We start from the raw sequence: 25494 nt of genomic DNA, 5'->3' as shown, positions 1-25494 counted from the left end.
AATACAAATAGTTCATATATTTAGATAAATCAAGATAGATTGGATGGGTGATCAAAATGTAAATAAGGTTAGTGGAAAGGTGCAAATGCAGAACTTTATGAAGCTGCTTCTTAGAGATGTTCAAGCCATGGAATACATGCTAGACAATGACTGGTTTGAAAACGACATCACAAGAATTGGGGCAGAGCAGGAGATGGTTTTAGTGAACAATAAAACTTTGAAAGCTGCACCCATCGCCATGGAAGCCATTGAAAAAATAGGCGAACGCAAGTGGCTGGATACTGAGCTGGCGAAGTTCAATCTGGAGATCAATGTCAATCCACAGGAATTTAAAAAAGATTGCTTTAAGTTGGTTGAGAATGAAATTAAAATTTGCCTCAACGAGATCAATGCCAACCTAGAGGGAATGGATGCTCAGCTGTTATTGACGGGCATACTTCCCACGCTTCGAAAATTTGATCTGAACATGAATAATTTGACACCGAAGCCGCGCTACAAGGCTTTGATGGAAGCGATCAATGAGCAATTAATAGGTGGATCTTATGAATTGAGGATCAATGGTATTGATGAATTAAGGTTGAAGCACGATTCTCCTTTATTAGAGGCTTGCAACACGAGCTTTCAGGTTCACCTTCAGGTATCAGCCCATGAATTTGTTAAAATGTACAATATATGCCAGACATTGGCGGCGCCAGTTATGGCTATTGCTGCAAATTCACCTTTGGTTTTCGGAAAACGATTGTGGCATGAATCGCGGATTGCGATGTTCCAGCAGTCGATCGACACACGCATGTCGCATGACTATCACAGAGATTATTCGCCGAGGGTTAATTTCGGTAATAAGTGGCTGGATAAGAGCATTACAGATATTTATAAGGATGATATTACCAAGTTTAGGGTACTATTAGCAGGAGACAGCACCGTGGACTCTTTGTCAATGGTCAAGAATGGCGAAGTTCCTAAGCTAAAAGCATTGCAAGTGCATAACTCTACGGTATATCGATGGAACAGACCTTGCTATGGAATAAGCGACAATGGAAAACCACATCTTCGAATAGAGAATCGAATTCTTCCTTCCGGCCCAACGATAAAAGATGAAATGGCCAATGCCTGTTTTTGGTTAGGCTTAATGGTGGGAATGGGAAGAAAAGTGGATGATATCAGAACGAAGATCGATTATGCAAATGTACACGACAATTTTGAAAAGGCTGTTCGTTATGGTGTGGATTCGACCTTTACATGGTTTGGAGATCAAAAAATTTCAGCCTGTGACTTGATTCTCGAAGAACTTTTACCCATTGCCAGGGAGGGGTTGGAACATCGGGAAGTGGATAAAGATGATATCGATAGCTATTTAGGTATCATAGAGGCCAGGGCTAAATCACATACCAATGGAGCCAGGTGGTTGCTGCGTTCTTTCACTAAGTTGAAGGAGGAAAGTACAAATGACGAGGCGCTTTCAGCAATTACTGCGTCTATTCTGGAAGGTCAAAAATCAGATACGCCGGTTCACGAGTGGGATTTAGCAACCTTGAAGGATCTTCCTCATTACCATCCGGCAGATATCAGTGTTTCTGAGTTTATGACCACTGACCTGGTAACTGTTCAGAAAGATGACATCATAGATTTAGTGGCTCAGATGATGCAGTGGAAAAAGCTACGGTACACACCTGTCGAGAATAAGAAAGGTGTAGTTGTTGGACTGGTGTCCAACAGGCGGTTGCTTGATTATTATGTCAACATCAGGGATGCGAACCCTGGCAAGAATATGACAGTGGAGGATATTATGATTAAAAATCCGATTTGTGTGAGTCCTGAAACATCCATTAAAAAAGCAATGGAATTGATGAGAAAGAACAAAATCGGTTGTCTTCCGGTAGTATCTAAAACAGACCTGGTAGGAGTGGTTACGGAAATGGACTTTCTTCGGGTCAGTGCAAGCTTGCTTGAGAGAATTGGATAGGTCTTGGGGTTTTCGAATATAAACTTTATTTTCGCCGGGCAGTTATTTTAATAAGACTAAAGTATATACGATATGATATTTGACATTGAAATGATTAGACAGCATTATGCTGATCTAGAGAAGAACATGAAAAAGATAAGAAAGGAGATTGGAAGACCAATGCCACTTGCTGAAAAAATCCTTTACAATCATCTTCATGAAGATACGCCATTAAAGGAGCAAAGAAGGGGCAAGGATTACGTGTTTTTTGCGCCGGATAGGGTGGCGATGCAAGATGCTACCGCGCAAATGGCCCTACTTCAATTTATGATGTCAGGTAGAAAAAATGTAGCTGTGCCTTCTACGGTTCACTGTGATCACCTCATACAGGCCAAAATAGAAGCCGATGTGGACTTAAAGGGCGCTCTGGACAACAACAGCGAGGTATTTAGTTTTCTGGAATCGGTTTCAGATAAATATGGTCTTGGATTCTGGAAACCTGGTGCAGGAATCATTCATCAGGTGGTTTTAGAAAATTATGCATTTCCTGGAGGAATGATGATCGGAACTGATTCTCACACGCCGAATGCTGGTGGACTTGGAATGGTCGCCATCGGAGTAGGGGGAGCTGACGCAGTGGACGTAATGGCAGGAATGTCCTGGGAATTGAAGATGCCTAAATTAATCGGTGTGAAGCTGACAGGCCAGATGAGTGGATGGACTTCGCCGAAAGATGTGATTTTGAAGGTCGCAGGTATTTTAACGGCGAAAGGAGGTACCGGAGCTATCGTAGAGTATTTCGGAGAAGGCGCGAAAAATATGTCATGTACTGGAAAAGGAACCATCTGTAATATGGGAGCGGAAATCGGTGCAACTACTTCTACCTTCGGATACGATGATTCAATGGCCAGATATTTGAAAGCGACAGGAAGGGCAGAGATTGCCGAAATGTGTGATGGAGTAAGAGAACACTTAACGGGAGACCCTGAGGTATATGAAAATCCTGACGAATATTTTGATCAGGTCATAGAAATCAACTTGACTGAATTGGAACCACTAATCAATGGTCCTTTCACACCGGATCTAGCGACACCAGTATCGAAGATGGCTGAGGCGGCCGAAAAGAATGGATGGCCTACAGACCTGGAATATTGTTTGATCGGATCTTGTACCAATTCTTCTTACGAGGATATTTCAAGATCTGCCTCTATTGCTAAGCAGGCGGTTGAAAAGGGAATCAAAGTAGGCTCACAATTAACCATCACTCCCGGATCCGAGCAAGTCAGATTTACGGTCGAAAGAGATGGATTTATCGATACTTTTGAACAGATAGGAGCATTGGTGTTTGCGAATGCTTGCGGACCGTGTATAGGTCAATGGGACAGAGCTGGTGCCGATAAGAAAGAAAAAAATAGCATCATTCACTCTTTCAATAGAAACTTTTCTAAGCGTGCAGATGGTAATCCAAACACACATGCATTTGTTGCATCACCGGAATTGGTGACGGCCATTGCATTATCAGGTAAGCTTGGATTTAATCCAATAACCGATACGCTTACTGCTGCAGATGGAACAGAAGTGAAGTTAGATCCGCCTACTGGATTTGAACTACCTCCAAAGGGATTTGATGTTGAAGATCCGGGATACAATGCACCTGCTGAAGATGGTAGTAAAGTTGATGTAAAAGTAGCACCAGATTCAGATCGTTTGCAATTGCTGACGCCTTTCGAGCCATTAGATGAAGATCAGGTTACAGATATGAGAATCCTGATCAAAGCCAAAGGAAAATGTACAACTGACCATATTTCAATGGCAGGACCCTGGTTAAAGTATAGAGGACATTTAGAAAATATATCTAATAACTGTTTTATTGGAGCCATCAACTTTTTTAATGATAAAGCCAATTCTGTCATTAATTATGTGACGGATGATTACATGGCTGTTCCGGATTCTGCCAGGGCTTATCAGGATGCTGGAATTGGAACCATCGTTTTCGGAGAGGATAACTATGGAGAAGGATCCTCCAGGGAACATGCGGCTATGGAGCCGAGATATTTAGGTGTTAAGGCTGTGGTGGTGAAGTCGTTTGCCAGAATTCACGAAACTAATTTGAAGAAGCAAGGGATGTTGGCATTGACTTTTGTTGACCCGTCAGATTTCCAAAAGATCAGGCAAGATGACAAAGTGACGATTGTTGACTTCGAATCCTTTGCACCAGAAAAGCATTTAACGATAAGGTTAGATCATGCGGACGGAACCAGTGAAGAGATTAAAGTAGCACATACGTATAATCAGGCACAGATAGAATGGGTAAATCAAGGTTCGGCTTTGAACAAGATTCGTAAGGATTTTGGGTTGTAGGCAGCTGGGAGGATTAAGCTTTAAAAGTATGGTTGAATAATAAGTCTTGTTACTGGCTTGGGTCTGTCAAATTCAAATTGCCAGAAAAGAAGATGCAGACATTGTTGGATCTACCGCTAGCCACTAAAGTAACAAGTCCTAAGCCGTGGTCGAGTTCTTCAACAGTCATTAGATAAGTAATTAGCCATGCGACTGTCTGAATCCATTTGCCAGAAATAGTCATCGACAACCAAATCTTTTTGATTCCCGACTCGGGCTTTTTCCCATTTGTTAAACTTTTCCCACACATTGTCATTTTCCCTATCTTTCCAGAAACAATTACTAACTAAAACGCGAAATTATGCTTAAAGAATTTAAGGCCTTTATTATGAAAGGCAATGTGCTCGAATTAGCCGTCGCTGTAATCATTGCAGGAGCTTTCGGAGCAGTAGTTACTTCATTTACGAATGATATTATTATGCCGCCCATAGGTTTGGCGTTAGGTGGTGTGGATTTTACTGAACTCAAATTTGTTCTTCAAGAAGCCCAGATGAATGCTGATGGTAGTGTGGCTGTAGAAGAAGTAGCCATTCGTTACGGTCAATGGATCCAATATATTATTGACTTTTTGATCATATCTTTTATTCTTTTCATGATCATTAGGACTTACAATAAAACCCAAAAGCCAAAAGAAGAACCAGCTCCAGCAGGACCTTCAGAAATCGATCTGCTTAAAGAGATCAGAGACGAATTAAAAAAACAATAAATCAGCGAGCCGCGGAAATTTTTTCCGCGGCTTTTAAGTTTTTATAATGGATTGCTAATTAAATTTCTAAGTAGTTGTGGTTTGGAAAGTCTTATTTTTTATTCTAAGGACATTATTTCTTATTACACTTCCTTTCATTGTGCTTGTAAGAGGGGCTGTTTATTTTAATACCGCACAAGATCTAGGGATTTGGCCGTCTTTGGCGGGTGGGATTATAGTTACTGCCTTCCTACTATTTATTTATATGACCTTTATATATGGAAGGTTCACGGGCAGAATTGGCGACAAGGATAATTTGAAAAGAAGACTAGTTTTTGCATTTATCATTGTCATTGGTTTTGCTGCTCATGCTGTCATATTTATTTCCAACGATAATATTAAGGCACCAGAAATTAAAGAGGAATATTCAGAGCTTCATCCCTTATTGCGATTAGCAGTTGGAGTAATCGTTAAATTAGACATGGATTTGGTCATCACAGACGGACAACGAGCGCGTGAAGACTATGAGAAAATGGGGCTAAAATCCAGAAAGAATTCCCTGCACTATAAGCAAGAGGACGGTTACACTTATGCCATTGACCTAAGAACGAACGATAGAACTGAGTGGCGGAATCAAGCTCTAGCCATTTATTTCGGTGCTATGGGTTTTAATGTGCTTAGACATGTTGGCACTGCCGATCACTTGCATATCAGCTTGCCTTGCAAATTTCATCCTGGAGCCATCTAAACATTCGTCCATTTAATCCAGGCCTTAGTCAAAATTCTTAAATCGATTGTAGAAAAGGGTTTCTTGAGGATCTACTCTTAAGTTTTTATATCGTCTTTAATGATATAACCAAAAAGTCATGTTTTCAAGCGCCCATATTTCTGATATAACTAAATCTCCTCTACAAAGATGGGTATACATCCTAATCATTTCTTTTGTTTCATTCCTGGGCTTTGGACAAGAATCATTAACCATAAGTGGTAAAGTTGTCGACCAAAACGAAAATCCTTTGCCTGGCGCCACGATTATGCTATTAAATCCTTTTAAAGGAGATATCGCTGGAGCTAAAGGTGAATTTTTTCTAGATAACCTGAAAGCGGGCTCATACCAGATCGTGAGTTCAATGCTTGGATTTCATAAAGATACTTTAACCATCGATTTAAATACACATTTGGAAATTGTGATTGTATTGCTGGAAGATGCATTTACTTTTTCAGATATTGAAATAAGGGCGGACAGAGTGATAGAACGCAATTCCGTAAGCAACATTTCTTTTACGAGTACACCTATTAAATCTAGTCAAGGATTGATGGAGGATCCTATGAGAGTTATAGCTACATTACCTGGAATATCAAATTCCGGCGATCTCTTTAGTCCTTCACAGATTTATGTGCGAGGAGGAGCACCAGATGAGAATCTGTTTCTCATTGATAACAACAAAGTCTATTTTCCTTACTACTTCGGAGGCCAAAAATCCATCTTTAATACTGAAACTATTGGAGAAATCGAGATGCTGACAGGCGGATTTAATGCTGCTTATGGCAATCACATGTCATCAGTGATGAATGTCCAGACCAGAGATGGAAATAGTGAAAGTTTAGAAGGTAATTTTAGTTTAGGTTTTTATAATTCTTTTGCCCTGATAGAGGGTCCGATTTTAAAGGAAAAAAGTACTTTTCTAATTGGTCTCAGAAGAACATACTTAGATTTATTCCTTGGCGATGATGCTTCATTCCCTGTACCATCCTTTGGTGATGTGACGTACAAATTAAGCTCACAGATCCATCCTAACCATAAAATTTCCTTAAGTGGAATTTCATCCATAGAATCAATGGATTTCAACAGCTCTGATCCCGAGCCGGGACTTCCTAATAAACTGGAAACAGGGGCTATTAATCATTTTCAGAGCTTCCAATTAAAGAGCTCGACAGGAGGTAATTTTTATAATAAATTATCTATAACACATGGTTATAATGATAATTCAAGTGATGTTGGAAGAAATATAAGTCTTCAAATTCTTGCCCGGCAATTGGGGATGAGAAATGATGCTACATTCTACATAAATAATGACCACAAGATAAAAGGTGGTGTTCAATATGATTATGGTTTCTATTCCTTCAAAGGTAATTCGCCTTTAAATCCATTAGAAACTGATCCTAATGATACCACTCTAATGTTAAGAGCATTCGACATCAATCATTCAGGGGAATCACTCAAAGGAATGTATTTATTGTATGATGGAACCTGGATGGGTAAGTTTGGCGTCAATGGTGGTTTACGTATGGATCACAATCAGTCCAATGGATATGCCGATTTATCTCCAAGATTAGCTTTAACCTATAAGTTCAATACGAAAAATCAATTACGATTTTCTACTGGGATATTTAATCAATTTCCAGATATAGAAGGTGGGACTTCGTTAAAATCGCAACGAGCAACTCACTTTATTCTTGGATATGAACATCTGTTTGTACCAGGAGTGTATGTATGGATAGAGGCCTATATAAAAGATTATGACCGATTACTTATATTTGATGAGCAACTTTCTTATTCCAACAATGGATATGGTTTAGCTAGAGGCATCGAACTGTTTCTGAGAAAAGATAGAGGTAAACTTAAAGGTTGGCTTTCGTACACATTGGCGAAAAGCGAGCGATTAATTCCTTTGCAGAACGAAGTGCAAGATTTCGAATTCGATCAACGATTTATTTTCAATGCAGTTGCTGAATATCATATATCCAGACCTGACATATACTCCTTTATACCTAGTATGGTGCAGGTCAATTTCAGATATGCAGATGGAACACCATATACCCCGGTATTGGGAGCCGAAAAGGTAAATGGCTCGTGGACAAGGCGTTATGGCGCAAGCTTATCCGAACGTAATCGGGATTACATCAATATGAACCTCAGAGTGGAATGGAGTCTTAAATTTTCACAAAAGTGGCATTTAACATCATTCATGGAAGGATGGAATCTATTAAATAACAAAAACATTTTAGGTAGAACCTATCTTTATGGAGAAAAATATTCGAATAATATTAAAGTCCAGGTATACTATACGAATCCGAGATTAATTGCAGGTGGATTTAAATTGTCTTTTGGAAATGGATAAAGTGTAGAGACCTTTGATGTATATCAATTCTTTTTCTGGTTACAGATGAGAAGAATAGGCATGGTTTTACGGTATCATGACCTTTAGATTTCAATATTCATAAAATAAGATAGACTGACGTGTTAATAATATTTTACTAGAAATATTAAAGCTTAAAAGCCTTGGCCCCAGCCTAGCCCTTTAAGGGCTTTAAGCCCTTAAAGGGCTAAGCTTAAAATGCTAAGAAGGGTTAAGTAAAAAAAAGAAAGATGAATGTATTTTATGGTTTGTAAGCTATTCCACCTTTTCTTCCTCTCTAAGCTTCCTTCTGATGATCTTCCCGACATTTGATTTGGGTAATTCGTCCTTAAACTCCACTTCTTTAGGAACCTTGTACCCAGTCATATTTTCACGACAGTAGGCAATAACCTCATCAGCAGTCAACGATTTATCTTTTTTAACAACATATGCCTTGACCACTTCTCCAGACTTGTCGCTAGGAATGCCTATCGCTGCTGACTCCAGTACTTTGGGATGTCCGGCCAAAACATCTTCGATTTCATTAGGATAAACATTGAAACCAGAAACCAGAATCATATCTTTTTTACGATCTACAATTTTAAAGAAACCGTCCTCATCCATGCTGCCGATATCTCCCGTACATAACCATCCGTCTTTAATGGTATTTGATGTTTCTTCAGGTCGGTTATAATAGCCTTTCATTACCTGGGGACCTTTGATCTGCAATTCTCCTATACCATCTATTCCCTGGACTGTTCCATCTTCCGCAACAACTCGCATATCGGTCGATGGAATAGGCATTCCTATTGAACCTAGTCGGGCCGTTCCATCGATCGGATTAATGGTGGCAACTGGTGAACACTCCGTCATACCATAGCCTTCACTCAACCGGCAACCGGTTACTTTCTCCCATTTCTCAGCGACCGCCTTTTGAACAGCCATGCCTCCACCTACGGTTATTTTCAACTCTGAAAAATCAGCCGATGAAAAATCTGAATGATTTAACAAAGCATTAAACAAGGTATTTAATCCGGTAAACATAGACACCTTGTGGTTTTTAAACTCCTTGATCACTGAAGGTAAATCCCTGGCATTGGTGACTAACACTGTATGTGAACCAAAAGACATCATGGCCAATCCATTCACCGTAAATGCGAAAATGTGATACATCGGCAGAGGACAAAGTACGGTTTTACCATCCTCCACATTGGATCCTAACCAGGCTTTTATTTGTAACATATTGGCCACCAGATTTTTATTGGTCAGCATGGCGCCCTTCGCAACTCCGGTTGTTCCTCCGGTATATTGATGTATGATTACAGTATCAGGTTCGTTGGTGAAGTCCTTGATGGTGAATTTCTTACCCTGTGATAGCGCCTCTTTAAATTTAACAGTATTGGTCAATTCAAATTTGGGAACCATCTTTTTCACATTTCTGACTACAAAATTGACCACATGGCCTTTGAGACCCAGTAATTCTCCAATGGTAGTGGTAATGATGGTTTTGATATTGGTATCTCCAATAATCTTTTCAAGATTAGAAGCAAAGTTCTCGACAATCACAATCGCTGAAACCTTAGAATCTGTGAATTGATGTTTCATTTCACGGGGAGTATATAAAGGATTCGTATTGACTACAATTAGCCCTGCCTTTAATGCACCAAAAATAGCAATTGGATATTGGAGTAGATTAGGCATCATGATGGCAATCTTCTCACCAGGCTCAAGACCGCGACTATGTAAATAGGCAGCAAAATTATTGGACATCTTGTCTAACTCTCCATAAGTTATAGATTTACCCATGCACTCAAATGCCTTTCTATCTTTGAATTTCTTGAAGCAATCCGCTGCGAAATCCAATAAGGTTTTGTATTGGTTTGGGTCAATATTTGCAGGTACGCCACTAGGATAGTTCTTTATCCACGGTCTTTCATCAGCCATTTTCGTTTGATTTTAATCATTTAATAGTGATCTAATATATTAAAAATTGGAAAGTAATTCAGTACAGATATGGCTGACTTCAGTTTTTAGGCCAATGTTGCAGTTCAAAATATTTTCATACTTTTAGGAACAAGTGTGAATTTCACGTTATTGACCCAAAGAATTTTCAACCTAAACATTAAAATTAGATGAAAGAATTACTGACTATAATGCTGGTATTGGCATTAACATTCAATTTAAACGCGCAGAAGAACAAGAAAAAAGAAGAGGTAGAAAAAGAGAAGAAGGAAGCCATTGATACTATGAATCTCAGCGGGCTAAAGTGGCGCTGTATCGGCCCGGCTTTGACTTCGGGTCGTATCTCAGATTTTGCTGTAAATCCGGACAATCCATTCGAATATTATATTGCTGTATCATCTGGAGGGGTGTGGAAAACCATTAATAATGGAACTACCTTTACGCCACTTTTTGATGGTGAGGGTTCTTATTCGATAGGCTGTATTACCATGGATCCCGGCAATCATAATGTCATCTGGGTTGGAACTGGTGAGAACAACAACCAAAGGTCGGTGGCTTACGGTGATGGAGTATATAAGTCTACAGATGGTGGTGAATCCTGGAAGAATATGGGTTTAAAAACCTCTGAGCACATCGGAAAAATCATCGTACATCCTGAAAATTCCGATATCGTATATGTGGCTGCAATAGGACCTCTGTGGTCAAAAGGCGGTGAAAGAGGAGTCTATAAAACTTTGGATGGTGGAGAGACCTGGGAACTGGTTTTGGAAATAGATGAGCACACCGGAGTGAGCGATATTGTTATAGACCCTAGAAATCCTGATGTCCTTTACGCCTCAGCACTTCAGAGAAGACGACATGTTTACACTTATGTGGGCGGTGGTCCGGGTTCTGGTTTGTACAAAACCACTGATGGAGGAGATAATTGGTCAGAGATTAATAAAGGTTTGCCTTCTGTGGAATTGGGTAGAATCGGACTTGAAATTTCACCAGCTGATCCAGAAGTGATTTATGCCATTGTGGAGGCTGCAGATGGGAAAGGAGGTGTATTCAGATCCATGAACAGAGGAGCCAGCTGGGAAAAACGAAGCGGATACACTTCAAGTGGGAATTACTACCAGGAAATTATTGCTGATCCTCATGATGTAAATACATTATTTTCAATGAACACCTGGTTTCAGGTCAGTAGAGATGGAGGTAAAACATGGAATAACGCCGGCGAAGATACCAAGCATGTAGACAATCATTGTATGTGGATTGACCCTAACAATACGGATCATTGGCTTCTGGGCTGCGATGGTGGTATCTATGAAACGTTCGATGCTGCCAAAACCTGGGATTTCAAGCCCAATCTTCCGGTTACTCAGTTCTATAAAGTAGCGGTCGATAATGATGAGCCTTTCTATAACGTATATGGAGGAACACAGGATAATTTCAGTCTTGGCGGACCTTCCAGAACACTTACCAACCATGGAATTATGAATTCTGATTGGTTTATTACCAATGGTGGTGACGGTTTTGAGTCCCAGGTGGATCCACAAAATCCGGACATCGTCTATGCTCAATCACAATATGGAAATCTTGTGAGGTATGATCGGAAGAGTGGGGAAAGTGTGGGAATTCAACCTAAAGAGAGGAAAGGAGAGAATGAGTATAAGTGGAACTGGGATGCCCCCCTGATTGCCAGCCCACATTCTGAAGGCCGGGTATATTTTGCTGCCAATAAAGTTTTTAAATCCGACGATTACGGAAATTCCTGGGAGGTCATCAGTGATGATTTAAGTCGAGGTCTGAATAGAAATGAATTGAAAGTATACGATAGAGTATTAAGTATAGATGCTGTAATGAAAAATGGATCGACATCTCAATATGGTACCATTGTAGCCATGGCTGAATCCACCTTAAATGAAAACTTGTTGGCGGTGGGTACGGACGATGGTCTAATCCACGTCACAGAAGATGGAGGATCAAGTTGGAATAAGATCGATGGTATTTCAGGCGCTCCAAAGCAATCTTATGTAAATGCTATTTATCTATCCAATCATGATGAAAATGTGATATATGCAGCTTACAATCACCACAAGTATGGAGATTTCAAACCCTATCTTTTCCGTTCCTCAGATAAAGGAAAAACGTGGAAGAATATTGGATCTGACCTGCCTGAAAGAGGCAGTGTTTACGCCATTGAAGAAGATCATGAGGATGCTGATTTGATATTCTGTGGTACTGAATTTGGCGTTTACTTTTCACCGGATGCCGGAGGTGTATGGAAAAAGCTTGGCTCAGGCTTACCTACCATCGCAGTAAGGGATATTGCTATCCAAAGAAGAGAGAACGACCTTGTTTTGGGAACTTTTGGTCGGGGATTTTATGTGCTCGATGATTATTCTGCCTTGAGAGAAATTGAAAATGATGAGCCTTCAGAATTGGCCACTATTTTTCCTGTGAGAGATGCACTGCAATGGGTTCCGTCTTCACCTCTGGGTTTGCCAGGTAAATCTTTTCAGGGAGATGGCTTTTATACCGCTGATAATCTTGGACCGGAAGCATTGATCAGATATTATTACAGTGAAGAAGAGAAGTCTTTGGAAGATAAAAGAAAAGAAAGGGAAAAAGAACTGATTAAAGCTGGACAAGATGTTCGATATCCCACTTATGAAGAATATAAAGCTGAAAATGAGGAGTTGCCTACTCATTTGTTGTTTGTTATCAAAGATGCCGATGGTAATCTTATCAGACAAATAGAGAAGAAGCCTTCTAAAGGTGTGGGTAGCTTGAGCTGGGATTTACGATTACCTGCCAGAGATGCCATTGACCTTTCAAGCCCCTCTTTTTACAATCCTTTCGCAGGAGAAAGTCAAGGAGCATTAGCAGAACCTGGCACCTATAGTGTGACCATGTATTTAAACAAGGATGGTCAGATCAGTGAATTAAATGGTCCAGTCTCGTTCGAAGTAAAGGCGCTTGAAGGACATGTAATGCCAGCTAAGGACAGAGGTGAGAAATTGGCATTCCAAGAAAAGGTCAATGTATTAAGGGCAGAAATAGAAACAGTAGGTCAGATGATTTCGGAAATGAATAAAAAAGTTCGCTACATGAAAGAAGCCATTAAGGTGGCAGATGTCCCAATAGGCGAATTGCAGGAACCACTACTTGATCTGGAGGAAGCCTTGCGTTCAGTGAGTCAGGAGATGTATGGCGATAGATTGAAGAGAAGTTTAGATATAGATCAACCAGTGACGCCTGCACAGAGAATTGGTTCAATAGCATGGGAACAGGGGAGCTCGACTGCAGAGCCGACCAGAACTCACATCGATTCATACGAAATTGCAAAAGCAGAATTTAAACCGATCCAGGAAAAGGTAAAGAAATTATATACTGAAGATATCGTGGAAATGGAAGAAACGTTGAAAAGGATAGGTGCACCTTATACCCCGGGTAGAGTTTTGGGACATTGAAATAATGTACAGAAACAGTAGAACCAATTGATTTTTACAGTTTCTAAAAAGGAATTGGGGGGTATCTAATGCGATTCGCCAGTGAGTAACAACGGAATGCCCTTTTTGGGGAACAATGGTTCATTCATTTCACCAGTTGAAATTACGGCCAATTTTTATTCGCTTTCAAGTTCTAAGACAGCTGTTTGACCTTCAATTTGATATCGATGACCATAAATTGCAGCAGCTACTGCCCCAAAAATTGGTCCTAAAAGTGGCCCTATTAGAGGTACGTAAATCAACATACTTACGATCAGTCCAATGGCCAGTGCCGCGCCAACATTTTTCCTGATGATCACCTGACTTTCTTTTATCTCCATCCGATATTGTTCATTATAATTATCTAAGAAAGCATAGCCCATGAAGTAGGCGTAGACAAAAAACATGAGAAAAGGATTTAAGAAGTCAATATTTAGTAATCCGGTTACAATACTTACAACAATATTGACAATGACACCCTTTACAAAATTAGAAATCATGATCCGGATCATCCTTTTTTCGGCATTGATAAAATCTTTGAAAGAGGGAGAATCAGATTTTGCACCCAAAGTAAATAAGGTCTTGAATGAAAAATAATATACAACCATCTCCAGTAGTATCACCAATAAATACTTAGTTCCACTTGTAACAACTCCTTTTCTTCCCTCATCCTTCAAATCAGATAATTTTTCGCTCTTTACCGATTCCGGATCGACCATAGGCTCTTCAGGAAAAAGCGGAAAGTAGTTTTCTGTCAAATTTTCGTAGACGATATAGGTAAATAGCAATGATATCAATATACTCATCAATGTCAGCCAGCGGTAGTCGAAAAAACCTTTCCACAGCTTATGAGTTTGAATGAATTTAGGAGTTTCGACTACAACCCTTACTGCATTCAAAAAATGATTAAGGAAATATTGGAAATTGAAATGTTTCAACATGTTGTTAAATAAAATTGGCCGTTCCACTGCTGTAGGAACGGCCAAGATACGACTATTGCTTTAATTTTTAATACCCAGGATTAGGCTCCATGTTAGGATTAGCATTCAATTCTGCTTCAGGTATTGGTAATATAAACTTGTCATTTGGATACTCAATCACGCAAACTGAGGAAGTACATTGATCACGAATTACAGATTTTTTATATCGCATTAAATCCCAGAGTCGATGACCTTCAAAAGCCAATTCTTTTCTTCTTTCCAGTAGAATGTCTTCTATCAATTCGTCGCCGGACGAGGTAATGGGATCTGCAGTAGGCAACGCCCTGATTCTTACAGTATTAACGTCTTCCTGCGCACCTTCCGTTTTCCCCTGTTGTGCTCGCGCTTCAGCGCGATTAAGGTAAACTTCAGAAAGTCTGATGACAATGGTATTGTCTTCACCCGTAATGCTTGGATATTTGACCAATCGATATGGAGCATAAATTCCATCTAAAAATTCATCCGTTGCAAACCAACTAAATCTTACATCATCTTCAGGAATTAAGGATACGAGGTCGTTTGATGGCAAATAATCTCCATAACCTTCTACAATATACATTCTGCCTAAGGCATCGCTACCTCGGTTATCGGCTTCCGTCATTGATATTTCAAAAATAGATTCTGATGAAAAATCCATGGTCCAGGATGCTGCATAGTTTTCTGTAGGAGTCAGACTGTATCTGCCGCTATTGATCACTTCAGTAGCCATCGCCTCGGCATTGGCCCAATCTTCCTTATACAAATAGACTCTCGATAACAAGGCCTTTGCCGCCATACTGTTTAAGGTAGAAGTCGTTCCCGTTCTGGATTCAGCATCCATTCTTTCTGCCCCTATTTTTAAGTCACTGATGATTTGATCATAAACTTCATTCACTGTATTTCGCGATGGTTCTGATAGTTGATCGAATTCAAGAACGATAGGTACACCCGGATGTGATGCATCTGAGGTATAAGTGTAGTGTTGAGCAAAGGCTCTTACCAAATCAAAATAAACCAGACCTCTTAGGGCATGTGCTTCACCTATCATGTGATTGTATTCGTCCTGCACTACCTCGGGAAGATCCGGGTCTGCATTAATCACGGAATTTAAGTTATTGACTTCTTCCCACATTTCTTGCCACATTTCTTCCGCGATTCCGTCACCTACAACGGCCGAATACTCAGCATAGTCCTTGGCTCTGTTGGCACTAGGGTGTTGCTTTACGTCATCAGACATCACATCTGGTACCAATACGAAATATCTGCCATAATAGTCAGCATCCGATAAGCCGCTATAAACAGCATTGAGAGAAGAGGCAAAATCGTCTATAAGTTCAAGAGCTTCTTCGTTCGCAACCGATTGCTGTGGTGCCAGATCGAGAAATCCTTCTGAACATGACCCCATTACTAGAAGAGCCATTGTTAGTCCTAAAAATTTTATATGATTGTATTTCATTTTTTACTTTTTTAATGTTCTATAATTAAATGGACATCTTTTAAAATCCGAAATCAACACCAAGTGTAAATGACTTGATGGCTGGAGTAAGAGAATTAGCAATACCATTGATGGCCTGCTCAGGATCTATAAATAGGTCCCTGTCTCTGGTCCATGTCAATAAATTTGTGCCTCTGACGTAAGCACGCACTGAGGATAAATTTACTCTGGATACAACAGTTTCAGGCAGTTGATAGGCCAATGTTACATTTCTCAACCTGATGAACGAACCGTCATATAAGTACCTGGAAGAATTTGCCGTTTGTCCTCCCTTTCGATCTCCCCAAACATGTTGTGGAAGCAATGCATCAGTCTTCCCGGGTACCCATCTGTTCTCAAATGCCCAAACTGATGTACTTCTTGGGGTCAAACGACCATCTCCGTGGATGAATCGCAAATTTGGCTCATAGAGATAATTGCCCCAGCTATAGGATAAGTTTGAAGATAAAGTGAGATTCTTAAAGGTTAAATTAAGATTAGCTCCACCAAAATGATCGGGTGTTGCACTTTTTCCAATGATATAGCGCTCAGCTTCATCGATATTATTGGTCGTCACATTTTCACTGTCATTTGTATACCATAGTGGGTCTCCATTAGACTGATCTACGCCAGCCCATCCGTAAAGGTAGTAAGATTGGAAATCTAGACCTTCTTGTCTCCTCTTCGTACCGTCTACATAGTCCTCATCAAGCTGAGTGATCTTATTTTCGAGTAAGGTTGTATTAAAACCGATGTCAAAATTGAAATCAGAAGTTCTGACTATATTGAAATTCAAGCTAATCTCATATCCGGAATTTTGCATTGAACCGAAGTTTTGAGTCAGTACGTCAAACCCTGTAGTGAATGAAATAGGCACATCAAGAATCAATTCTGAGGAAAGACGATTAAAATATTCGAATGTTCCGCCGATCCTTTTAAAGATGTTGAAGTCCACACCAACATTAAAGTTTTCTTGAGCCTCCCATGTCAGCAGAGGGTTAGCAATCTGAACTGGTTCTCCTCCCGGAAGTCCGTCATAATCGCGTCCATATCCGTACAATCCTCTGGAAGGAAAGTTTCCAATGCCAGCATTTCCCGTGACACCAAAAGATGATCGCAATTTCAAGTAATCTATGAAATTTAGATCCTGGATGAACTTCTCGTCTCCAATTGACCATGCAGCACCGACGGAATAAAAGTTACCCCACCTTTGGTCTGCTCCGAATCTCGATGATCCGTCTCTTCTAAACGTTGCATCCACAAAATACTTACCTGCATAAGAATAATTAATTTTAGAAAAGACAGATGCAAAAGTATATTCCGTTCTTGTAGCTGAAGCATCATAAGCTGCGGCCGCACTGGCTAATGTTCTTAACTTATCGTTCGGAAAACTTTCACCATAACCATAGGTAGTCTTTCTGGAGTCCTTCTGTGCTTCGTAAGCTGCAAATAAACCTAAATTATGGCTGTTGCCAATGGTTGTATTGTAGTTCAAAGACTGGGTACCCATCCAATTTTTATCTAGCAAGGTGTTTTCCTGTATGTATCCGCCGCTGTTTCGACCGTCTCCATAACGTCTGTTCTTGTATTCGCTTTCGTCAATCTGGATGCCATCCACATTCCAGGCTGATCTAAAGACTAAGTTTTCCAGAATATTCACGTCCAACGCAAAATTATTGATGATTCTGAGTTGCGTATTACGGCGAAGATCATCACCACTTAATGCGCCAACAGGATTATTTCCACCCATCGGAAAGTAATTCTTATGATCGGAATTAAACAATCCGGTCTCGTCATAGATAGGGATGAGAGGGGACAGTAGATAGGCATTGTACAATGGATTGGCCCATGCAGAACCATCTACGAAACCGTTCTGAGTGGTATTGGATGCCGTAAGTCTGTTGGAAATGCTGATAAAATCATTCACTTTCACATTCAGATTCATTCGAGCGGAAAGTCTGTTGAAATCCGAACCGATGATATGGCTCTCCTGATCAAAATAGGAACCCGAAAAATAGTATTTCACCAAATCCGTACCGCCGCTTGCACTTAGATCATAACTTTGATTGAATCCAGTTCTCGTGATGGATTCTAGCCAGTCTGTATCCGTGGCCTGACCAGTTGCCGGATCGACCAATTGCTGAAATCTGTTTTCCAAATTTGCCTGAGCTTCCTCAAGCGTGGCTCCTCCATTAGTATAACCCTCTAGAAAGAGTTGGGTATATTGTTCAGCATTCAGTGGCTGAAGCAAGTTACTAGAAGCAATGGTATTTCTTCCAACTTGTGTTTTAAGCGAAATCTTTGGTTGACCGGACTGTCCTGATTTCGTGGTAATGAGGATGACTCCATTGGCCCCTCTGGAACCATAAATAGCCATTGATGAGGCATCTTTGAGTACGGTAATGGATTCAATGTCATTAGGGTTAAGACCCGCCATTACATTACCGCTTCGACCTCCATTATCGTTCAATTCCAGGAGATTTCCACTTTGAACGATCATTCCATCCACAACATAAAGTGGTTCACTCGAGGCGGTTATGGAACCTATCCCACGGATTCTTACTTGTGTGTTTCCTCCTGGTGTACCATCGGCGCCTGACGCCTGGAGACCTGCTATGTTACCTTGTAGTGTTCCTTCAAATGAGGCTACCGGAACTTGTTCAATAGCCTTTGATTCCAGTTGACTGACAGCTCCTGTTATGGCACCTTTTCGCTGGGCACCATATCCGGTAATTACCACCTCATCCAAGGTAGTTGCCGCTTCATTCATCGAAACGTCAATGACACTTCGATTGCCTACCAATACTTCGACTGTTTCAAAGCCAGTGTATTGATACACAAGAATGACATCATCGTCTGGTACGGTTAATTCATAGTTTCCGTCGAGTTCTGTAGTAGTACCCTGTGAGGTACCCTTAATAATAATGTTGACCCCGATCAAAGTGGTACCGTCAACATCTGTTACGATTCCTGAAACTGTTTTCTGAGAGTAGCTGAAAACAGATAGGCACATACAGATTAATGTAGTGAGTAGTTTTGAATTCATAAGATAGTAGTTTGAAATTAGAAAATAATTAAGTCAGTCAGTTCGCTTTCATTTTCAATATTCATGAACAGGAAAATAGTATTACAGCTATGCTGTTAGCACTATTCTATATTACTATAATCGAATGAAAAGTAAATTTTGTGAAGTTAAATGACCTGGAGTCTTAAATAATCTACAAAGTGACCTATTATTCAGATGAATTCAAAAACGAAGGTGAACTAATCTATGCTCACCAGCTCAACGTAGAATGCCATGGCCGCATCAGACCGAATGTTCCCCGGTGGAGAACTACCGTAAGCTTGATCAGCGGGTAAAACCAACCACCCTTTGTCTCCAACCCCGAAGTAGGGTATGCCTTTTCTCCAACCCGGAATAACTCGATTTAAAGGAAATTTTATGGTTTCCTCATCAAGATTTCCATCAAAAACTTCTCCATCTGAAGCATATCTACCCTCATAGAATACTTCCACGGTATCATCGTCATTGGGATGCGCACCATTCGTTGGGTTTTCAATGGCCACAAATATCCCATCTTGCATAAATTCTCCTACAAGATTGTTTTCTGAGATAAAGTCCTGAATGATTTCATCTTCACTTCTTCTGTCTTTGTTACAAGAAGACATCAAAACTATGCCTATGGCCCAAATTATCAACGAAAATCTCATTTCTATTTATTTGTCTTTGTCTAACGTTCGCAATGTTGAAAAGATCCGCGAAATTAATAAATTATTTAAAAGGGTAACCTTTTTGGGTTAAGGTCAATATGTAATCGTAAGACTTATTGATTAACTTTTAAATGCAACGATATATGAAAACGATTTCTTTTTTATCCATTCTTTTAAGTACCCTTTTCTTTTATTCGTGCACTAATCTTCCAGGATTTAATATCGAAGAAGAAAAATCACTGACTCAATTTGCGGATGGCATCATCGACTTTAGTTCAGAATATAGTGCTGCACCAGGGCCATGGTCTACTTTTGTAGTATTAGGAGCTCCTGACACTTATCCTGATTATGGCGATAAGCTTACAGCCTGGGCTTCCAAAACAGCAGATGGACAGGATGAATTTTTGACACTCGCTTTTGATACGGCACAGTATGTCAATAATGTCTCTATTTATGAAACTTTTAATCCCGGAGCTGTCACAGGTGTTTCTGTGAGAAATACTGATAACGGCAGCTGGGTTCCCGTATACACGGGAGCTGCAGAGCGAAGAGTGCCTCGTATGGCCAGAATTAAAGAAATAAGCTTCCCGAAAACAAGCTTCTTGGTCGATGCGGTTAAAATTAATATCGCCAGCAGACAAGTCAGTGGATGGAATGAAATAGATGCCGTTTCCATCAGCGGATTTTACAAGGATTAATTACTGCATTACTCCTAATATAAAGACTGTTGGTCTTTTGTGAAGATCTGGTTTACGCGATGCCTTCCAGTCCTTTAAAGTTTGGGTCTTTATGATTTCATAAGCACCCGTAATATCGGTAGCAATACACAGATATATACTCGAAGGCAGAGACTTTAAAATGGTATCAAAGGTTTTTAGATTTCGATAGGGCGTCTCTATGAAAATATGAGATGTCCCATTTTTTTGTATGTCTGTTCCAATGGATTTCAATGCCTTATTGATTTCGTTTTGGTGTATAGGCAGATAAGTATGAAAGTGAAACTGCTCACCATTTAAACCTGAAGCAATGAGCGCCAGTAATATAGAATTTGGACCTACGTATGGTTTCACTTTGGCTCCAATTTGATGAGCCCATGAAGTTATTTTTTCGCCGGGATCGGCAATACAGGGAGTTCCAGCCTCTGAGAGCAATCCTATTTCCTTGCCTGACATTAACGGTGTTAGCCAGTCATCTTTATCTTCCAGGGGATTTTTCTTATCTAATTCAAAGATTTCTATTTGGTCAAAACTGAGTGGATGCTCAATTTGTTTAAGAAAACGTCGGGCGGTTTTTGCTCTTTCGGCGATAAAAAAGTCAATTTTTCTAATCGCTTTGATGACCGATTCGGGTATCGTAGAGATTTCTCCATCTATGATGGGACAAGGAAATAGATGTAATGTTCCACTTTGAATCATTTATAAATTTAGGTGATTAACTTTAAGAAAATTAGTGTTTGCAATGTGAAAATAGAGTTTTAGGTCAATATTTTTATGAGCAAGGGATTTATGAATAGCAAATCTACATTCGTGAAATTCCAAATCCTAACATCGAGCAGCGAATCCCACTTTATTATCTCTTAAAGAGCATCCTGCGCTGCAAGGCTTTGCGGCAGCTCTTAAAGAGAACAGCGAATCGCACTTTCTTATCCCTTTGAGAGCCTCCTGCGCTGCAAGGCTTTGCGGCAGCTCTTTAAGAGAACAGCGAATCGCACTTTCTTATCCCTTAAAGAGCATCCCTAGCTTAAAGGCTTTGCGGCAGCTCTTAAAGGGAGCAGCGCCCCCCCCTTATCCCCTAATGCGCTTCCAACCAATTTTCTCCACTTCCCATTCCCACCAATATCGGAACTTTCAATCCCGGCAAAGCGTTCTTCATCTTATCCTCTACGATTTCTTTCACTTTTTCAAACTCAGGTCTGTAAACATCGAAAACCAATTCATCGTGGACCTGCAATATCATTTTAGACTTCATATCAGCCTCCTTTAAAGCTTGATGAACATTGATCATCGCAACCTTAATCATATCAGCAGCCGTTCCTTGTATAGGTGTATTGATGGCCATGCGCTCTGCATTGCTTCGGGCAAGTCCACTATTCGAATTGATGTCGCGCAAATATCGCCTTCTTCCCATCAGCGTAGAAACATATCCCTTTTTCTTAGCCTCTTCCACCGTCTCTACCATGTAATTTTGTAAGCCGGGAAACTGCTTGAAGTACTGATCAATAATATCTTTGGCCTCTGATCTTTTAATGCCTAACTGTCTGGATAAATTGGTCGCACCAGCTCCATAGGTAATACTAAAGTTTACCGTTTTAGCAGTTCTTCGTTGATCAGAAGTCACCTCTTCCAGTGAAACCTCAAATATTTTCGCCGCCGTGGCAGTGTGGAAATCTAATCCTTGCAAAAACGCTTCCATCATGCCTTCATCTTCACTAATTTCGGCAATAAGTCGAAGCTCTATTTGTGAATAATCCGCCGCCAATAAGATGTGATCTTTATCTCTGGGTTCGAAAGCTTTTCTGATCTCTCTACCTGCGTCATCTTTAATGGGAATATTTTGCAAATTGGGATTTTCAGAGCTTAATCTGCCAGTTGCCGCCCTCGCCTGATTGAAGCTGCTGTGTACCCGCTTTGTTTTAGGATTAATCAGTAACGGCAAGGCATCTACGTAAGTCGATTTGAGCTTACTGTATTTCCTGTACTCCAGAATATCATTGACAATATCATGCTCTTCTGCTAATTCTGTCAATTTATCCACATCGGTACTGTACTTTCCGGAAGAGGTTTTTCGCCATCGGTATGGGATGCCCATTTTGTCGAAAAGCACCGCTCCCACTTGTGACGGAGAGGAAATGTTGAACCTAGAACCTGCTTTTTCATAGATTTCCTTTTCTTTCGTTTTAATCAAATCACCCAAAACTTTAGAGTAGTCAGACAGAAAATCAGGATTGATCCTCACTCCTTCAAATTCCATAGCCGCCAAGACATCAATCAGCGGATATTCCAGGGTTTCGTATAACTCTAATAGCTCATTCTCTTTAAGCAATTCCTTTAATGGATCCCTTAGTTGGTAAGTGATGTCCGCATCTTCTCCCGCATATTCAGAAACTTTTTCAGGATCAATGTCACGCATACTCAATTGATTTTTACCTCGCTTGCCGATCAGTGCCTCAATCGGAACCATTTTGTAATTCAGGTAGGCTTCTGACAAATAATCTAGTTTGTGGCGCTTATCTGGTTCACTCAGATAGTGAGCAATCATGGTGTCAAAATATGGACCTTTAACTTCTACATCGTACCACTTCATCATCAGAATATCATACTTGATGTTTTGTCCTATTTTCTTGATTTTGGGATCTTCAAGCACCGGTCGAAAAATTTCTACAATTTTCATGGCCTCCTCTCTGTTTTCCGGAACAGGAACGTAATAAGCTTCTTTAGGCGCTATCGAAAAGGCCAGACCTACCAACTCAGCTTGATGAACATCGATTCCTGTGGTTTCTGTATCAAAGCTAATTTCTTTTTGACTGGCCAGTTTATTAGCTAGGTCCACCATGTCCTTTTCACTGTTGACCAATATGTAGTTATGCTTTACATCTGTTATATTCTTATCGGCAACCTGATAGTTGGCCACCACACTATCCACCTTTTGATCTGTTTTTTCTTCAGAAGACTTGCCGAATAAGGAAGTTTGGACCGGCGATTTGGTATTGGTCCCCAGAACTGCATCTGCCAATGTTCTAAATTCAAGTTCCTTAAAAATTTCGGCCAACGCCTCTTTGTTCATCGGATCTTTTGTGTACGATTTTTCGTCAAATTCGATGGGAACATCCAATTTTATGGTTGCCAATTCTTTGGATAGCAATCCTTGCTCGGCAAAGTTCTCTACATTTTCTTTCTGCTTACCCTTGAGTTGATCTGTATTGGCCACCAGGTTTTCTACTGAGCCAAACTGCTTCAATAATTTTGACGCTGTCTTGGCCCCGATTCCAGGAATTCCAGGAATGTTATCCACGCTATCTCCCTGTAGACCCAATACATCGATGACTTGATCCACATTTTCTATGTCCCATTTATCCAACACTTCCGGAACTCCAATGATTTCTACCCCATTGCCCTGCCGGGACGGTTTGTACATGAAGATATTTTCTGATACTAGTTGAGCGTAATCTTTGTCCGGAGTGACCATATAAACGGTATAGCCTTCTTTTTCAGCTTGTTTGGCTATGGTGCCAATGGTGTCGTCTGCCTCAAATCCGGGTACTTCTATAATCGGAATATTGAACCCTTCAACAATTGATCGAATGTAAGGAAAGGCGATGGTGATGTCTTTCGGTTGTTCTTCCCGATTGGCCTTGTATTCCGGATATCTTTCATTTCGAAAAGTGTCTCCACTGGGGTCAAACGCAACAGCGATATGCGTTGGGTTCTGTGAATTCAACAAGTCCCATAAAGTCCGGACAAATCCAGTTATTGCAGATGTGTTGACACCCTTTGAATTGATTAGAGGTCTATTAATGAATGCGTAATGCGCTCGATATACTAGTGCATGGCCATCCAGTAGAAATAATTTCTTTTCACTCATGAAGATTGGTTTAGAAAGGCTAAAATAGAAAAAAAGAGCCTCAAACTGAGGCCCTTCTATATTTTATAAGGAGTAGGACAGACCTACCTGGTAGTAAGATTGGAAGGTATTGTTTAATTCCCGAGCTGTAGTCTCTTGTGGATTCCATCTCAATCCAAATTCAACACCTACGCCTACATTTTTAAATGCGGTGAAATTTAATCCATTAATCCATGTATAATTGGACAATTCCGTGCCCTGATAACTATAGAAAGCAGACAAGTTGGACCTCCATGTGACCAACTCCCATAAGTTTTTATTGTAGTCTGCCACTATTTTTGCTCCAAGTGATGAGGTGAAGTCCGTATCATTTTCAGCAAAAATGAAATTATAATTCAGTGGATGAACGACCAAAACGAATTCAGGTATCGGAGTATAGGTAAATCCAACACCTAAATCTAGGAATCCAGGATTGTTAAAATTGCTAAGCAGCGTGGTTCTATATTCTCCTAGAGCAGAAGCTGCCAGATTCTTAGTGAGCTTATATCCAAATAAGGACTGAACATTGAACACATCTGCCACTTGTTTGAAATCATCTTCATCACCTTCATTAACATTGGTATCTTCATCGTATCGCAACCAGCCAAGATTCACTCCGCCGTTATTCCTCCAGAAGTATTTATCTTCAATTAAATTGGCAAAACCACTGTAGGTAAATGAGATAGATTGAGCCGCTGAATTCAAATCAGGCTTAGGTGCCCAATTGTTGAAGTTATTCAGATCGACGCCCAAAATGCCTCCGGAGCCAAATCTCCACTTAATGGTTTTATCAATTTTCGCTTTTAGGCTGGCTATTTCAGCATTAATGGCGTCTAATTCCGCCTTTTTAATGGCTGCTTCTGCTTCCTTGGCTTCCTTTTCAACAATCATTTCTGCAACTTCCTCCTCTGTTTGCGCAGAAAGTTGGGCATTAAAAAGGAGAAAAGTTGCTAGTAATGTCATTGTAAATAAATGTTTCATTGCTTTGTGTTTAACTTTGTAATGGTAATAGATGGCTTAAAATAATGGATTCGGCCAATATAAAAAATGAAATTTTGTTAATTAACTTCAATAAAAAGAGGTAATGACATAATCTCTTAGATAGGTCCAGTTCATGATAACCAAAACCAATGCTAGAACCAGTATAGTAGCAATTACGATCTTGAT

General features: G+C 40.2%; 15 protein-coding genes. 7 read left to right on the top strand and 8 right to left on the bottom strand.

The features are described from left to right. Nucleotides 1–43: 43 nt before the first annotated feature. From L2567_RS12530 to L2567_RS12510, 5 genes are all read left to right on the top strand, one after another. On the top strand, nucleotides 44–1963 hold the full coding sequence (locus L2567_RS12530; RefSeq protein WP_235298125.1) for a CBS domain-containing protein: 1920 nt from the start codon (nucleotides 44–46) through the stop codon (nucleotides 1961–1963). 72 nt (nucleotides 1964–2035) lie between these two features. Further along, complete coding sequence (locus L2567_RS12525) at nucleotides 2036–4303, top strand: aconitate hydratase (protein WP_235298124.1); 2268 nt, start codon at nucleotides 2036–2038, stop codon at nucleotides 4301–4303. 340 nt (nucleotides 4304–4643) lie between these two features. Beyond that, nucleotides 4644–5048, top strand: a complete 405-nt coding sequence (mscL, locus tag L2567_RS12520) for a large-conductance mechanosensitive channel protein MscL (RefSeq protein WP_235298123.1) — start codon at nucleotides 4644–4646, stop codon at nucleotides 5046–5048. A 76-nt stretch (nucleotides 5049–5124) separates the two neighbouring features. Continuing rightward, complete coding sequence (locus tag L2567_RS12515) at nucleotides 5125–5775, top strand: hypothetical protein (RefSeq protein ID WP_235298122.1); 651 nt, start codon at nucleotides 5125–5127, stop codon at nucleotides 5773–5775. A gap of 118 nt (nucleotides 5776–5893) precedes the next feature. Further along, entirely contained in the window at nucleotides 5894–8149 is a 2256-nt protein-coding gene (locus L2567_RS12510) for a TonB-dependent receptor (RefSeq protein ID WP_235298121.1), read from the top strand. Nucleotides 8150–8422: 273 nt separating this feature from the next. On the opposite strand, the gene L2567_RS12505 is transcribed toward L2567_RS12510, so the two are convergent. Next, on the bottom strand, nucleotides 8423–10090 hold the full coding sequence (locus L2567_RS12505; protein WP_235298120.1) for an AMP-binding protein: 1668 nt from the start codon (nucleotides 10088–10090) through the stop codon (nucleotides 8423–8425). Nucleotides 10091–10278: 188 nt separating this feature from the next. Between L2567_RS12505 and L2567_RS12500 the strand changes: the two genes are divergently transcribed. Further along, nucleotides 10279–13566, top strand: coding sequence for a VPS10 domain-containing protein (locus L2567_RS12500; RefSeq protein WP_235298119.1), 3288 nt, complete (start codon nucleotides 10279–10281; stop codon nucleotides 13564–13566). 155 nt (nucleotides 13567–13721) lie between these two features. On the opposite strand, the gene L2567_RS12495 is transcribed toward L2567_RS12500, so the two are convergent. The 4 genes from L2567_RS12495 to L2567_RS12480 form a co-directional block, all read right to left on the bottom strand. Further along, nucleotides 13722–14525: an EI24 domain-containing protein gene (locus tag L2567_RS12495; RefSeq protein ID WP_235298118.1), complete on the bottom strand. Its 804-nt coding sequence runs from the start codon at nucleotides 14523–14525 to the stop codon at nucleotides 13722–13724. 67 nt (nucleotides 14526–14592) lie between these two features. Then, nucleotides 14593–15963, bottom strand: a complete 1371-nt coding sequence (locus L2567_RS12490) for a RagB/SusD family nutrient uptake outer membrane protein (RefSeq protein WP_235298117.1) — start codon at nucleotides 15961–15963, stop codon at nucleotides 14593–14595. A 76-nt stretch (nucleotides 15964–16039) separates the two neighbouring features. Next, nucleotides 16040–19063, bottom strand: coding sequence for a SusC/RagA family TonB-linked outer membrane protein (locus L2567_RS12485; protein WP_235298116.1), 3024 nt, complete (start codon nucleotides 19061–19063; stop codon nucleotides 16040–16042). A gap of 218 nt (nucleotides 19064–19281) precedes the next feature. Then, the gene (locus tag L2567_RS12480; protein WP_235298115.1) at nucleotides 19282–19728 is read right to left on the bottom strand and encodes an FKBP-type peptidyl-prolyl cis-trans isomerase; all 447 of its coding nucleotides are present in this window, start codon (nucleotides 19726–19728) and stop codon (nucleotides 19282–19284) included. A 143-nt stretch (nucleotides 19729–19871) separates the two neighbouring features. Between L2567_RS12480 and L2567_RS12475 the strand changes: the two genes are divergently transcribed. After that, nucleotides 19872–20426, top strand: coding sequence for a hypothetical protein (locus tag L2567_RS12475; protein WP_235298114.1), 555 nt, complete (start codon nucleotides 19872–19874; stop codon nucleotides 20424–20426). Here the strand turns inward: L2567_RS12475 and L2567_RS12470 are convergent, their stop codons facing one another. The 3 genes from L2567_RS12470 to L2567_RS12460 form a co-directional block, all read right to left on the bottom strand. Then, entirely contained in the window at nucleotides 20427–21143 is a 717-nt protein-coding gene (locus L2567_RS12470; protein WP_235298113.1) for an SAM-dependent methyltransferase, read from the bottom strand. It lies immediately after the preceding gene. 376 nt (nucleotides 21144–21519) lie between these two features. Then, entirely contained in the window at nucleotides 21520–24309 is a 2790-nt protein-coding gene (gene polA, locus L2567_RS12465; protein WP_235298112.1) for a DNA polymerase I, read from the bottom strand. Nucleotides 24310–24372: 63 nt separating this feature from the next. Continuing rightward, nucleotides 24373–25308 (bottom strand): DUF3078 domain-containing protein, encoded by a 936-nt coding sequence (locus L2567_RS12460; protein ID WP_235298111.1) that lies wholly within the window; start codon nucleotides 25306–25308, stop codon nucleotides 24373–24375. Nucleotides 25309–25494 lie beyond the last annotated feature (186 nt).

The sequence above is a fragment of the Portibacter marinus genome (assembly GCF_021533195.1).
GTDB classification, from domain to species: Bacteria; Bacteroidota; Bacteroidia; order Chitinophagales; family Saprospiraceae; genus Portibacter; species Portibacter marinus.
Note: the sequence above shows the minus strand (reverse complement) of the source record. Positions and strands in the feature narration are given on the sequence as shown.